Here is a 12,109-nt window from a genome sequence, read left to right on the forward strand (position 1 = left end):
ACATGTTCGAATGGCTCGGTGGTTTCCTTGACCAGATCATCCAATTCTTCCAATGGGTGTGGGACTTCCTCAGCGTCGGCATATACGCCTTCGTCAAAGATGCCATGGTGCTGCTCACTAAGGCCGCCATGTATTCATGGATTCAGATCCAGCTGATCGCCCTTGAGGTCGCTTATGAGGCTGCACAGGGTGTCATGGCCGATATCGGCGTGGCTGAGGCTGTTCGCCAACGCTATGGCGACCTACCCGGCGATGTAGCCAGCACCCTGTCGTTCTTCGGCATTCCCCAAGCCCTGAACATCATCTTTTCCGCTCTCTCGACACGCTTCGCCCTGAAGTTCGTGCCGTTCATTGGGCGGTAACCATGTCGATCAAAATCCACCACGGCCCGAACGGCTCCTACAAGACCTCGGGCGCGATTCAGGATGATGCTGTTAGGGCGCTCAAAGAGGGCCGGCTGATCATCACCAACGTGCGCGGTTTCACCCTGGAGCGGGTGCTGCAGGTGATGCCTGATCTTCCTGATTCGGTCGACATCATCAACCTCGACCTCGAAAAGCTCGATGACATGGAACGCATGCGTACATGGTTTCAGTGGGCACCGCGGGGCGCGTTCCTGATCTTCGACGAAACCCAGCTGGTGTTCCCCAAGGCGTGGCGCGAAAAGGATCTAGAGCGCTTCGACTATCCGGGTGGCTCCGAGGAAGCCCAAAAGGCAGATCGCCCTATCTCCTGGCTCGATGGCTGGACCCGTCACCGCCACTGGAACTGGGACATCGTCCTGACCACCCCGAACATCAGCTACATCCGCGACGACATCCGCATGACCTGCGAGATGGCCTACAAGCATTCGAACCTGGCCGTGATTGGCATCGGCGGCCGCTACAAAGAGGCTCAGCATGATGCACAGCTCAACCGACCACCCGAGAAAGGAACCATTGTCGAGTTCCGAAAAATCAAGCCCGACACCTTCAAACTCTACCAGTCCACTGCCACCGGACTTGCCCAGGATACCAAGGCAGGCAAAAGCCTCCTCCGGTCGCCTAAGCTTCTGGCTCTCCTGGTATTTATGGCCCTTCTTATTGGGGCTGTTTTTTCTCTTGGTGGAGTCAGCTTCGGCCCTTCTACGGCTACTAAGTCAGAGCCTATCCCCGCTGCTCAAGCCCCTGCGAACACTCCTGCGCTTGCTGCTGAGAATCCTGCAGTTCCTCCTGATAAGAGCAATCCTCTTTCTGTTTCTCTTCTGGGCAGCCAACAAGCTGCTGTTCCTCCTATTGAGCTGAATCACCCCTACGCCCCGCGATCGTTCGTGGTGCGAGCCGTGATGACCACCGAGACTGGCGGCAAGTCCATGCAGATAGGCCAATTCGATGTGGTCGACTCCGAGGGGCTGGTTATCCGCCAATCGCTGGCCGACCTGCACCAGCTCGGCTACCAGATCCACATACGCGGCTCCTGCATCGTCGATATCAGCCACCCGATGGGATTCAAGGGCAAAGCCTTCTGCCCTGGCCGACCGGCACAGCGAGAGGAAGCCGCGCGCCGCTTCGAAAACGGCTCTCCCGTGCGTGCGACACCCTCACAGCCAGCCATGGCAGGAAGCCTCACTCCTGCCCGTCAGAACGTGAATGTGGTGCCCGATGGTGAGTACGCAAGTCGGCCGTGGCGCTAACGAGCGAGCGCCGGAGAGGTTCAGTTCAGAGCGAAGGCGCGAGCGAGGCACGCGCCTTCGCGACGTCCCTGTAACACGTCAGAAAGAAGCAAATACACAGTGTCGATTCGTGTCAATTTGGAGCAAACAGGCAATGGCAGCAAAAGACCAACTCAGGGTTAACCGTGAATTCAAAGAAACGCCTAATGGCCGTGTCTTTTTTGATTCCCATACCGCCGTTATCACTGATCTAACGAATGTTCGCCTGCTCCGCTGTGGCGTCGATACCGTGCGCCAGTTGTACCGGGGCATGATCCGGCCTGACGTAATGAGCCTGTTTGAAAAACCCGGCACCATGGTCGAATTCGCTGACCAGATCTGGCATTCGGGCCGTGTCAGCAAAGACTCTGGCTACCAGTACAAGCTGCAGAATTCTGACCTCGGCATCATCCTGCTGGTGAAGAACTTCAACGCCAAGATCGATGCCATCGGCGCCCACCTGAAAATTGAAGTCTCGCCCCATGCCATCGACGCCCTGTCGCCTGAGCGCCTGCAGGAACACATGGACTACTACGCTGCAGCAGTCCTGAGTCACCGTGAAATCAACCAGTGCGCCGTCCACCTCGCCCTAGACCTACAAGGCTGGAAACCGCCCGTGGATCTGGTGGCTCGCATGCACTGCCGTGCACGTACTCAACGCGATATTTCGGGCATCAATGAAATCAACTGGACGACTAAATCCAGCACCTATGGTCGCGGTGAAACCTTCATGTTCGGTTCGGCCAGTGGCGTGCAATTGGCGATCTACAACAAGACCGAACAGGCTAGGGCAACCGACAAGCTCGACTACTGGGAAAGCGTCTGGAAGCGCCGCGACAGCTTCGATCCACAAGACCCGGACAACTACGATCCTGACGCCGATGTATGGCGCGTAGAGCTGCGCTATCACCACTCGGTCATCCAGCAATTCGCCAGTGGCTCTATTGACCTGAAGTCCGGCGCCCTGATCGACACCAGCTCGTTTGCTGCCTTCGCTGGGCATCTGGACGGCTTGTGGCGCTATGGCCTGCTCCAATTCAAGCTGCTCTGCCGCCCTGGCTATTTTGAGCCCATCTGGACGCTTATCCGTGAAGACGTGCGTGTCGATCTGCCTGTTGATTCGCTGCTCGATGACACCGAGTACAAGCGTTACTACAAGACCTCGCGGGGCTTCTCCGGCAAGAACGTTGAGCTGTTCCTGGGAAACTTCATCAGCCTGCTGGCAAGGGAAAAGGTGGGCGCAAAAAAGGCGTTTAAGACCCTCCAGCAATGGGACTGCTGGCCGGTCATCCGCGATCACTACGCCGCCAAGGACATGACCCAGGACGATCTATATCGCCATATCAGGGATCTACTCACAGAGAGGCATGTTCGATGGGGGCGTGCCATCTGATGGCAATCGAAAAGCTTCCTGACGGTCGCTGGAAGGCCGATATCGAACCGGCCAAAGGCAAGCGCTTCCGTAAGACCTTCAAGACCAAAGCCGAAGCTATGCGGTTTGAGTCAACCTGCCGGGCCAAGGTCGTTGAAACACCTGAATGGTCACCTAGGCTGAAAGACACTCGTCGGCTGCAGGAACTGATTGATCGCTGGGCCACCTTGCATGCGCACACGCTTTCGGATGGTGACGCTCGCCGTCGCCTGCTGGACGGTATGGCTAAAGACCTTCGCAATCCGATAGCCATCAAGATGACTGGCAAGCAATACGCTGAGTACCGGGCAAAACAGCTCACTCAAGGTGCTAACCCCAAGACGCTCAATAACCGGCTTGGTTATCTTCGCTCTGTGTTCAACGTGCTGCACCAGCTCGAAGAAATCGACTACCCCAACCCGCTGTCTAGGGTAAAGCCGCTACGCCTGCAGGAAAAGGAACTGGCCTACCTGACCGATGCTCAGGTCGACCACCTGTTCGAGGTCATTCATGAGCGCTGCAGGACGCCCCATGTCGCTATGGTCGCCGCGATCTGTCTCGCTACGGGTGCTCGATGGGGTGAGGCACAAGCTTTGACGCCAGAACGTGTACGGGGTGGGCTGGTGACCTTCGTAAACACCAAGGGCAAGCGTGTCCGCTCTATCCCGATAGACCCGCTGCTGGAACAGCAGATCCACCGGCACTTCAAGCTTCATGGCGTGTTCTCGAACTGCCTCAACAGCTTCGACAAGACCCTGGATGCTACCAAGCTGGTCTTACCTGCAGGTCAGGCTTCCCACGTTCTGCGGCACACCTTCGCCAGCCACTTTGTCATCAACGGAGGAAACATCCTCACTCTGCAAAAGATCCTTGGCCATCAATCTCTAACCATGACCATGCGATATGCGCACTTGGCACCCGATCATTTGCAAGATGCGATAAAGCTGGGCCCTAGATTGGATTTCCCAGCTCTCTTTAGGTGATTAGCATGCCGATGGTTTCACTCGACTTCGCGCAACACACCTTTACGAAGCGCCTCTCCACCTTCTTGGTAAGAGTCTTGGCGCACTTGCTCCATCTGATTGCGCAGTTCATTCCTGCATTCACTCAGCGGTCTATCACCGTTGCGCTCAATAAAATCATCAAAAGAGCTGTGCGACGGTGTAGACGAGTATTTTGCAAGGCGAGCCTTTTCACGCTTCTCGTGTGCTCTCTGGCCTGCTTGACTCAACTCAAGAACAGCTAGAGCAACCTTGCCAGTGCCTATCGCTAATTTACCCAGTCCTTTCAAGATAGAGCTCGACGCAGAAGCCTTACCGGTAAATTTCATTCCGTACTCCTTGGAAGTTTTCACAACGTTAGCACAGCGCAAGAGCCTACCAGCGGCCTACCGTGCGTCGGATTAGCGATTCTTCGACACTTCTTCGACACTTTGCATGCCGCAGATAGCAAAAGCCCCCGAAACTCTAGGAATTTCAGGGGCTTAGGCTTGAGATATGGCGGGAAGATAGGGATTTGAACCCTAGGTACCATCGCTGATACAACGGATTTCGAATCCGTCCCGTTCGGCCACTCCGGCATCTTCCCAGGCGGCGCGCATGATATCAGCAGAATTCGGTTTGGCGAAGCCCGTCAGGCGATTTTTTTCGCTTGGTTTCAATTGCTTGCCTCAATCTGCCTGACAACGGCTCACGCCAACCAGACAGGCTAACGGCCCCAGGCCTTGTGGTTGAAGCCTCCCAGGCTATCGAGACATTGGGTAGTTTGGCGTCTGCCACCGATTTGCTGTCGATTGAGCAGAATGCGGAGTGATCCACTCAGCGGATGCTGGCTTGTCGCTTGCGCAAAATACTGTACATTTAAACAGTATTTTTCTGTCGTCCGATTGCCATGTCCTCTGTCGTTGCCCTCGATCATTTACTCAATGAACGCCGTATCTGGCGTGGCCAGAGCTTTGTCGCGCCTAGCGGTCATCAGCCCACGGGCAACCCTGTGCTGGATGCAGCACTGCCAGGCGGGGGTTGGCCGGAAGCGGCGTTGAGCGAGTTGCTGGTGGCAGCACCGGGCGTTGGTGAGCTGCGTTTGCTGCTGGCGACGCTGGCGCGCTTGAGTGGCGCGGGGGAGCGGGTGGTACTGGTCGCGCCCCCGTATCTGCCCTACCCCGGCGCCTGGCTGGCGGCCGGGGTGGAAATGGCGCAGCTGACGATTATCCAGGCATCTGCCCGTGATGCCTTGTGGGCAGCCGAACAGTGCCTGCGCTCGGGCAGCTGTGGTGCGGTGGTGCTCTGGCCGCAGCGCGCCGACGATCGCGCCTTGCGCCGCCTGCAGATTGCCGCGGAAACCGGGCAGACCTTAGCCTTCGCTTACCGCCCGCTGCATGAGGCGCAGAACCCTTCACCCGCGGCCTTGCGCCTGACCATTGAGGCGCAGCCAGCCCAGGTGCGCGTGCTCAAGTGCCGTGGCGGGCAGCCGCCAGCACGCGCGTTTCCGCTGACCGCGTGGGGTCGATGACATGCGCTGGGCCTGCATTCTGCTGCCGCAACTGGCCATGGACGGAATACTGCGTGGCCGCGAAGACAGCGACACGCCGCTGGTGCTGCTCAGCGGCCCACCGCAGCGCCGGCTGTTGCAGGCCGTCACACCCTCGGCGCGGGCGCTTGGCTTGCGCCCTGGGCAGACGCTGACGGCCGCACAGTCGCTCAATTGCGCCTTCGCCAGCGCCGAGTACGAGCCCGCGGAGATCGAGCGCTGGCGTAATTTTCTCGCTGCGTGGGCCTATGGCTTCAGTTCCCAGGTGAGCCTGCATTACCCGCGTTGCCTGCTGCTGGAGGTGCAATCCAGCCTCGCGCTATTTGGGCCCTGGCCACGTTTCGAGGCGCGTTTGCGCGAGGAGCTGACGGCGCTGGGCTTTCGGCACCGCATCACCCTGGCGCATAACCCGGCCGCGGCGCGGATGCTCGCCAACCTCCACGATGGCCTGGCGGTGAGCGACGAACAGGCGCTGCGCCAGCGCATCGCGGCCATGCCACTGGATCGCATCGGCCTGCCTGCCGAGCTGGTCACAGCGCTGGCACGCATGGGCCTGCGTCAGGTGCGCCAGTTGCAGGCGCTGCCGCGTGACAGCCTGGCGCGGCGCTTTCCGCCGGAACTGCTCGCCCAGTTGGATACCCTGCTCGGCGTACGCCCGTTGGCGCTGGACTATTACCGGCCGCCAGATGTGTTCGATACGCGCCTGGAGCTGCATTTCGAGGTGGAGTCGACCCAGGCGCTGCTGTTTCCGCTGCGCCGGCTGACGGCAGACCTGGCCGCTTACCTGGCAGGTCGGGACTGCGGCGTGCAGCGTTTCGTGCTGCACCTGGAACACCGTGAGGGCGATGACAGTCAGGTGCCAGTCGGCCTGCTCAGCACTGAACGGGAGGCGGCGATGCTGCTGGAGTTCACCCGCGGCCGCCTGGAACAGCTGCAACTGCGCTCGCCGGTGCTGGCGATCCGCTTGGTGGCCCGCGATCTGCCGGTTTTCGTGCCGCAGCATCAGGCCCTGTTCGACGAGCGCCCGCAGCAGACCCTGGGCTGGGAGCAGTTGCGCGAACGCTTGCGGGCGCGCCTGGGTGACGACGCAGTGCTAAGCCTGAATGCCCATGCCGACCACCGCCCGGAAAAAGCCTGGCGCACGCAGACGGCCAGCAGTTCGCTGACCCGCCACAGCGGCGCGCGCCCCACCTGGCTGCTGGCGGAACCGCAGGTGCTGCGTGAAGGCGGGCTGCGCATTCTGATGGGACCGGAGCGCATCGAGTCCGGCTGGTGGGATGGCGAAGACGTGCGCCGCGATTACTACTTGGTAGAAACCCGCAACGGCCAGCGCGGCTGGGCGTTCCGCAGTGTCGGCGAAGACGGCCCGCTGCAGCTGCACGGATGGTTCGCATGAGCCTGCCCGAGTATGCCGAGCTGCACTGCCTATCGAACTTCAGCTTCCAGCGTGGCGCCTCCAGCGCCGATGAGCTGTTCGAGCGCGCGCAGCTGCTCGGCTACCGCGCGCTGGCGATCACCGATGAATGCACCCTGGCCGGCATCGTGCGTGCCTGGCAGGCCGCCAAGAAGCATGAAGTCGCATTGATCGTCGGCAGCGAAATGCTGCTGGAGAACGGCGCCCGGCTGGTCCTGCTGGCCGAGAACCTGACCGGCTACCAGGCGTTGTGCGGGCTGATCACCCGTGCCAGGCGGCGGGCAGAAAAAGGTCGCTACCGGCTGCTGAATGAAGACTTGCCCGCAGCACCCGAAGGCTTGCTGGCCATCTGGCTGCCTCGCCCGGAGGATGACAACAGCGCTGGCGCCTGGCTGCAGGCGCGCTTCCCTGAACGGCTGTGGCTGGGTGTGGAGCTGCACCGTGGCGCCGATGACCAGGCGCACCTGCAACATTGCCTGAGCTTGGCCGGGCAGCTGGCTATCCAGCCGGTCGCCTGCGGCGATGTGCACATGCATGCCCGCGGCCGCCGTGCCCTGCAGGATTGCATGACGGCGATCCGTCACCATCTGCCGGTAGCCGAAGCCGGCGCCCACCTGTTCGCCAATGGCGAGCGGCACCTGCGCCGCCGCGAGGAACTGGCCGAGCTGTATCCGCCGCGGTTGTTGGCCGAAACCCTGCGCCTTGCCGAGCGCTGCCGTTTCGACCTCGACGAACTCAAGTATCAGTATCCCCATGAGCTGGTGCCGGCTGGCCACGACGCCAGCTCATGGCTGCGCAAGCTGGTTGAGGACGGCATCCGCTGGCGCTGGCCTGGCGGCATCAGTGAAAAAGTACGCGCACAGATAGAAAAAGAACTCTCGCTGATCTGCGAACTTCATTACGAAAGCTATTTCCTTACCGTGCACGACATTGTCCGCTTCGCCCGTGAGCAGTCGATTCTCTGCCAGGGACGAGGCTCGGCGGCCAACTCTTCGGTGTGCTTCGCCCTCGGCATCACCGAGCTGGACCCGATGGCGGGTAACAGCCGGCTGTTGTTCGAACGCTTCCTGTCCCGCGAGCGCAACGAGCCGCCCGATATCGACGTGGATTTCGAGCATGACCGTCGCGAGGAGGTCATCCAGTACGTGTTTCGCCGCTATGGCCGCGAGCGGGCGGCACTGACCGCGGTGGTCAGCACCTACCACGGCGCCGGAGCGATTCGTGATGTCGCCAAGGCGCTGGGTTTGCCGCCGGACCAGATCAATGCTCTGGCCGCCTGCTGTGGCCGCTGGAGCGACCGTATTCCTGATGCCGAGCGCCTGCGCGAAGCCGGCTTCGACCCGCAGAGCAAGGTGCTGCACCGCGCGCTGGTGCTGGCGGGCGAGCTGATCGGCTTTCCCCGCCACCTCTCGCAGCACCCTGGCGGCTTCGTGATTTCTGAATACCCATTGGACACCTTGGTGCCCGTGGAAAACGCCAGCATGGCCGACCGCACGGTGATCCAGTGGGACAAGGACGACCTCGACGCCGTCGGCCTGCTCAAGGTCGATGTGCTTGCCCTGGGCATGCTCAGCGCCCTGCGCCGCTGCTTCGACCTGCTGGCCGACTACCGCGGCAAACGCTGGACGCTGGCCAGCCTGCCACCGGAAGACTCGGCCACCTACGCGATGATCAGCCGGGCAGACACCGTGGGCGTGTTCCAGATCGAATCCCGCGCGCAGATGGCCATGCTGCCGCGCCTGCGTCCCGCGACCTTCTACGATCTGGTGATCCAGGTGGCCATCGTGCGGCCGGGGCCGATTCAGGGCGATATGGTGCACCCGTACCTGCGGCGGCGTAACAAGGAAGAAGCGGTGACCTACCCGTCCGAGGAACTGAAGCCGGTGTTCGAGCGCACCCTGGGCGTACCGCTGTTCCAGGAGCAAGTGATGGAGCTGGCGATCATCGCAGCAGGATACAGCGCTGGCGAAGCCGATGAGCTGCGCCGCTCCATGGCCGCCTGGAAGCGCCACGGCGGCCTGGAGCCACACCGCAAGCGGCTGACAGAACGCATGCTCGAGAAGAACTATCCGCTCGAATACATCGGCCGCATCTTCGAGCAGATCAAGGGTTTTGGCAGCTATGGCTTTCCCGAATCCCATGCGGCCAGTTTCGCCCTGCTTACTTACGCCAGTTGCTGGCTCAAGTGCCACGAGCCCGCGGCCTTCGCCTGCGCGCTGATCAACAGCTGGCCGATGGGCTTCTATAACCCTGACCAGGTGCTGCAGGACGCACGCCGCCACGGCTTGCGCATTCATCCGGTGGACGTGCGCTACAGCGGGTGGGACTGCACCTTGGAAGCCATCGACAAGCCACAACCGGCGATCCGCCTCGGTCTGCGCCTGGTCAAAGGTTTTCGCGAGGACGCGGCGCAACGCATCGTCGCCGCCCGCAGCGTTGCGCCCTTCCACGACATTGCCGACCTGTGCCAGCGCGCAGGGCTGGACAACAATGCCCGCGCCCGGCTGGCCGATGCCGGCGCGCTGCAGGCACTGGTTGGCCACCGTCATCAGGCGCGTTGGGCCATCGCCGGCGTTGAGCCGCAGTTACCGCTGTTCGCCAGCCTGCCGGCGCAGACGGAAACCAGCATCGCGCTGCCGCGCCCCAGCATCGGCGAAAACCTGCTGACCGATTACGCGACGCTGGGCACCACGCTCGGCCCACACCCACTGTCCTTGCTACGCAGCAAACTACGCGCGGCCGGCTGCCGCAGCCGCCGCGAGCTGCAGCACGTGGAGCCTGGGCGGATGGTCAGCGTGGCTGGCCTGGTCATCGGCCGCCAGCGCCCGCAAACCGCCAGCGGCGTGACCTTCGTCACCCTCGAAGACGAGTTCGGCATGATCAACGTGCTGGTGCGCCTGGACCTCGCCGAGCGCCAACGCAAGACGCTACTGCAGGCTCAATTGCTGCGCATCGACGGCCACCTGGAAGCCGCCAATGGCGTGCAGCACGTGATCGCCGGGCGACTGGTCGACCTGACCGACTGGCTGTTGGGGCTGGACGTGCGCAGTCGGGATTTCCACTGAGCGGTGATGGGCGGCAGCGGGCCGCCTTTGTCGTTCGGCTACAGGCTTGATGGGCAGCCGCCCATCCTACGGGCTGATGATTTCGCAAGGTTGTGGGAACGGATCATGCCCGTTACTTCGCGTGCATGGCGCGCTCCTACAAAGTGGCTGGCGACGCAGGCCTGTCGCTTACAGCGTGCGGCGCATGCCGATGTGCGGGATATCGTCTTCCAGATATTCGTCGGTCACCGCGGCGAAACCGTAGCGCCCGTAGTAACCCTGCAGGTGCGCCTGGGCGGACAGGTAAACCGGCACACCCGGCCAGCGCTGGGCACAGGCCTGCAGCGCCTGTTCCATCATGCCGTAGCCAAGCCCGGCGCCGCGTGCGCTGGCGGCGGTGACCACACGGCCGATGACCACATCACCCTCATTGAGCGCGGGATCAAGCAGGCGCAGGTAAGCCACCAGTTCATCGCCCTGCCAGCCCAGCAGATGGCAGGTGTCGCCTTCGAGATCACGGCCATCGACTTCCAGGTACGGGCAGTTCTGCTCGACGACGAAGACCTGGGTGCGCAGCGCCAGGGCGGCGTACAGCTCGTGCTTGCTGAGGTCGGAGTGGGGTTTGCAGTGCCAGGTAACGGACATGAGAGGCTCGCGAAAAATAGGCAGAAAGACGGCAGCGACTTTAAGCCTATTTGCTCAACGAGAAAACAAACGCGGCACAGCGCCTCATTGCGCGATGATCTGCCCGCGCAACGCTGCCAGGCGCGCCAGCAGGCGATTCTGCGTCGGCGTCGGTACGCCTTCGCTGTCCATTGCGACCTGCAGATCCTCGACCAGGGCGTTGAAGTGACTTGGCGTCAGCTTCTGGCCTTTGTGACTTTCCTCCAGCGTGTCGCCGGAATACACGCACGGCCCGCCGGCGATCACACAGAACTTGTCGACCAGCTTGTCGCGCAGCCCGGCGATATCGACTTTGGTAAAGAAATGCACGATGCGCTCATCGCGCGCCACGTTGAGCAGCATGCCCTCGACGATGCGGGTGATACCGGGCTTCTCGCCCAGCTCACGGTAAAGGCTGTCATCCTTGGCGGGTTGCTGGGCGCAGCCGACCAGCAAGACCAGTGAAAACGCCGCAATGCACAGTGAACGCAGCATGTTCAGAAGCTCCCTTGCACGGACAGATAAGCACCGTTCTGGTTATCCAGCGTGGCGATTTCGCCCAGCCGCGCGTACGCCAACACAATGGCCAGGTGCTTGTTGGGGAAGTAGCCGACGAACAGGTCGGCCCAGTCGCTCTCACCGGCGAAACTGAGGTTGTCCGGTTTCTCCCGGTATTCGACGCCAACCGCCCAGTAGCGGTTGAGCAACACCGCCACGGAGCCTTCCTTGAGCACCGAGTGGCGGTCGCGGCGATCGCCACCGAACCCTAATAGCCCGAGCTCGTTGGCCCGGCTGTAGCGCACGCCCCCATTGAGCAACAGGTTGTAGCCGAAGGCGCCGCCGAGAAACAGGCGGCTGGCGGTCAGGTAGCCTTCGGTGTCTTCGCTGCGCTGGGCGCCCACCAGACTGGGAATCAGAAAATCCTTCTGGCGCTTGTGCTGGATACCCAGGGAAACCTGCGGAAGCTGATCGTAGATCAGGTCGCCGAACAGCCGCACCTTGAGGCCAAAGACATCCTGGCTGAGGCTGTTCTCGGGTAGGCTCAAATCGCGCGCCAGGTTGCCCAGGTCGAGGCGCTGGCGAGCGTAGGACAGCTCGATGCGATTGCCATAGGCGGCGGCCACACCGGCCACGTCGAGCCGATAGTCACCAGTCTCCACGCGCGTGGCGAATACGTCCGCGCCCCACTCGCCCTGCTCGCCGTAACCGGACAACACGGCCCACGGCGTGATGCCGCCACCAGCAGCGCCTTCCAGGCTGGTAGCACCGCCGGTCACCAAGAGTCGTCCTTCACCAGCGAACGCTGCCGTGGTGAGCATGCCGAACAGAACGGCACCGGTCATTTGCGCTACGAACAT

Annotated in this window: 11 protein-coding genes and 1 tRNA gene; 7 read left to right on the plus strand and 5 right to left on the minus strand. The window is 61.7% G+C overall.

Features of this window, described 5'->3' with window-relative positions:
• Window positions 1–2: 2 nt before the first annotated feature.
• From BLS60_RS11540 to BLS60_RS11555, 4 genes are all read left to right on the plus strand, one after another.
• Entirely contained in the window at window positions 3–362 is a 360-nt protein-coding gene (locus BLS60_RS11540; protein WP_092368074.1) for a DUF2523 family protein, read from the plus strand.
• Window positions 363–364: 2 nt separating this feature from the next.
• A complete protein-coding gene (locus BLS60_RS11545; RefSeq protein ID WP_092368077.1) occupies window positions 365–1,672 on the plus strand; it encodes a zonular occludens toxin domain-containing protein in 1,308 nt (435 codons plus the stop codon).
• A gap of 133 nt (window positions 1,673–1,805) precedes the next feature.
• Window positions 1,806–3,083, plus strand: a complete 1,278-nt coding sequence (locus tag BLS60_RS11550) for a hypothetical protein (RefSeq protein WP_092368081.1) — start codon at window positions 1,806–1,808, stop codon at window positions 3,081–3,083.
• Entirely contained in the window at window positions 3,083–4,084 is a 1,002-nt protein-coding gene (locus BLS60_RS11555; RefSeq protein ID WP_092368245.1) for a phage integrase, read from the plus strand. Before BLS60_RS11550 ends, BLS60_RS11555 begins: the two co-directional genes overlap by 1 nt.
• A gap of 17 nt (window positions 4,085–4,101) precedes the next feature.
• Here the strand turns inward: BLS60_RS11555 and BLS60_RS21335 are convergent, their stop codons facing one another.
• Both BLS60_RS21335 and BLS60_RS11565 read right to left on the minus strand, forming a co-directional pair.
• The gene (locus tag BLS60_RS21335) at window positions 4,102–4,431 is read right to left on the minus strand and encodes a hypothetical protein (RefSeq protein WP_143024596.1); all 330 of its coding nucleotides are present in this window, start codon (window positions 4,429–4,431) and stop codon (window positions 4,102–4,104) included.
• 167 nt (window positions 4,432–4,598) lie between these two features.
• Window positions 4,599–4,688 (minus strand) — tRNA-Ser (locus BLS60_RS11565).
• Between the two features lie 303 nt (window positions 4,689–4,991).
• Here BLS60_RS11565 and imuA point away from each other — a divergent pair.
• The 3 genes from imuA to BLS60_RS11580 are packed head-to-tail and all read left to right on the plus strand — an operon-like array spanning window position 4,992 to window position 10,109.
• Complete coding sequence (imuA, locus tag BLS60_RS11570; protein ID WP_092368087.1) at window positions 4,992–5,612, plus strand: translesion DNA synthesis-associated protein ImuA; 621 nt, start codon at window positions 4,992–4,994, stop codon at window positions 5,610–5,612.
• 1 nt (window position 5,613) lies between these two features.
• On the plus strand, window positions 5,614–7,026 hold the full coding sequence (locus BLS60_RS11575; protein WP_092368090.1) for a Y-family DNA polymerase: 1,413 nt from the start codon (window positions 5,614–5,616) through the stop codon (window positions 7,024–7,026).
• Window positions 7,023–10,109 carry an error-prone DNA polymerase gene (locus BLS60_RS11580; protein ID WP_092368093.1) on the plus strand — a complete coding sequence of 1,029 codons (3,087 nt, stop codon included), beginning with the start codon at window positions 7,023–7,025 and terminating at the stop codon, window positions 10,107–10,109. The genes BLS60_RS11575 and BLS60_RS11580 overlap by 4 nt, the downstream gene beginning before the upstream one ends.
• 168 nt (window positions 10,110–10,277) lie before the next feature.
• Here BLS60_RS11580 and BLS60_RS11585 read toward each other — a convergent pair whose 3' ends face one another.
• The 3 genes from BLS60_RS11585 to BLS60_RS11595 all read right to left on the minus strand — a co-directional run bounded on the left by BLS60_RS11585 (window position 10,278) and on the right by BLS60_RS11595 (window position 12,094).
• Window positions 10,278–10,733: a GNAT family N-acetyltransferase gene (locus BLS60_RS11585; RefSeq protein ID WP_092368096.1), complete on the minus strand. Its 456-nt coding sequence runs from the start codon at window positions 10,731–10,733 to the stop codon at window positions 10,278–10,280.
• Window positions 10,734–10,817: 84 nt separating this feature from the next.
• Complete coding sequence (locus BLS60_RS11590; protein ID WP_420848455.1) at window positions 10,818–11,243, minus strand: group I truncated hemoglobin; 426 nt, start codon at window positions 11,241–11,243, stop codon at window positions 10,818–10,820.
• A gap of 5 nt (window positions 11,244–11,248) precedes the next feature.
• Window positions 11,249–12,094, minus strand: coding sequence for a DUF3034 family protein (locus BLS60_RS11595; protein ID WP_092368248.1), 846 nt, complete (start codon window positions 12,092–12,094; stop codon window positions 11,249–11,251).
• Between the last annotated feature and the right edge of the window lie 15 nt (window positions 12,095–12,109).

The sequence above is a fragment of the Phytopseudomonas seleniipraecipitans genome, from assembly GCF_900102335.1.
Taxonomy (GTDB): domain Bacteria; phylum Pseudomonadota; class Gammaproteobacteria; order Pseudomonadales; family Pseudomonadaceae; genus Aquipseudomonas; species Aquipseudomonas seleniipraecipitans.

Excerpts from the sequence above, each read along its gene's own strand:
- BLS60_RS11540 (WP_092368074.1), top strand. The coding sequence starts at position 3 with ATGTTCGAATGGCTCGGTGGTTTCCTTGACCAGATCATCCAATTCTTC.
- BLS60_RS11555 (WP_092368245.1), top strand. The coding sequence starts at position 3,083 with ATGGCAATCGAAAAGCTTCCTGACGGTCGCTGGAAGGCCGATATCGAA.
- BLS60_RS11580 (WP_092368093.1), top strand. The coding sequence starts at position 7,023 with ATGAGCCTGCCCGAGTATGCCGAGCTGCACTGCCTATCGAACTTCAGC.
- BLS60_RS21335 (WP_143024596.1), bottom strand. The coding sequence starts at position 4,431 with ATGAAATTTACCGGTAAGGCTTCTGCGTCGAGCTCTATCTTGAAAGGA.
- BLS60_RS11550 (WP_092368081.1), top strand. The coding sequence starts at position 1,806 with ATGGCAGCAAAAGACCAACTCAGGGTTAACCGTGAATTCAAAGAAACG.
- BLS60_RS11545 (WP_092368077.1), top strand. The coding sequence starts at position 365 with ATGTCGATCAAAATCCACCACGGCCCGAACGGCTCCTACAAGACCTCG.
- BLS60_RS11585 (WP_092368096.1), bottom strand. The coding sequence starts at position 10,733 with ATGTCCGTTACCTGGCACTGCAAACCCCACTCCGACCTCAGCAAGCAC.
- BLS60_RS11595 (WP_092368248.1), bottom strand. The coding sequence starts at position 12,094 with ATGACCGGTGCCGTTCTGTTCGGCATGCTCACCACGGCAGCGTTCGCT.
- BLS60_RS11575 (WP_092368090.1), top strand. The coding sequence starts at position 5,614 with ATGCGCTGGGCCTGCATTCTGCTGCCGCAACTGGCCATGGACGGAATA.
- imuA (WP_092368087.1), top strand. The coding sequence starts at position 4,992 with ATGTCCTCTGTCGTTGCCCTCGATCATTTACTCAATGAACGCCGTATC.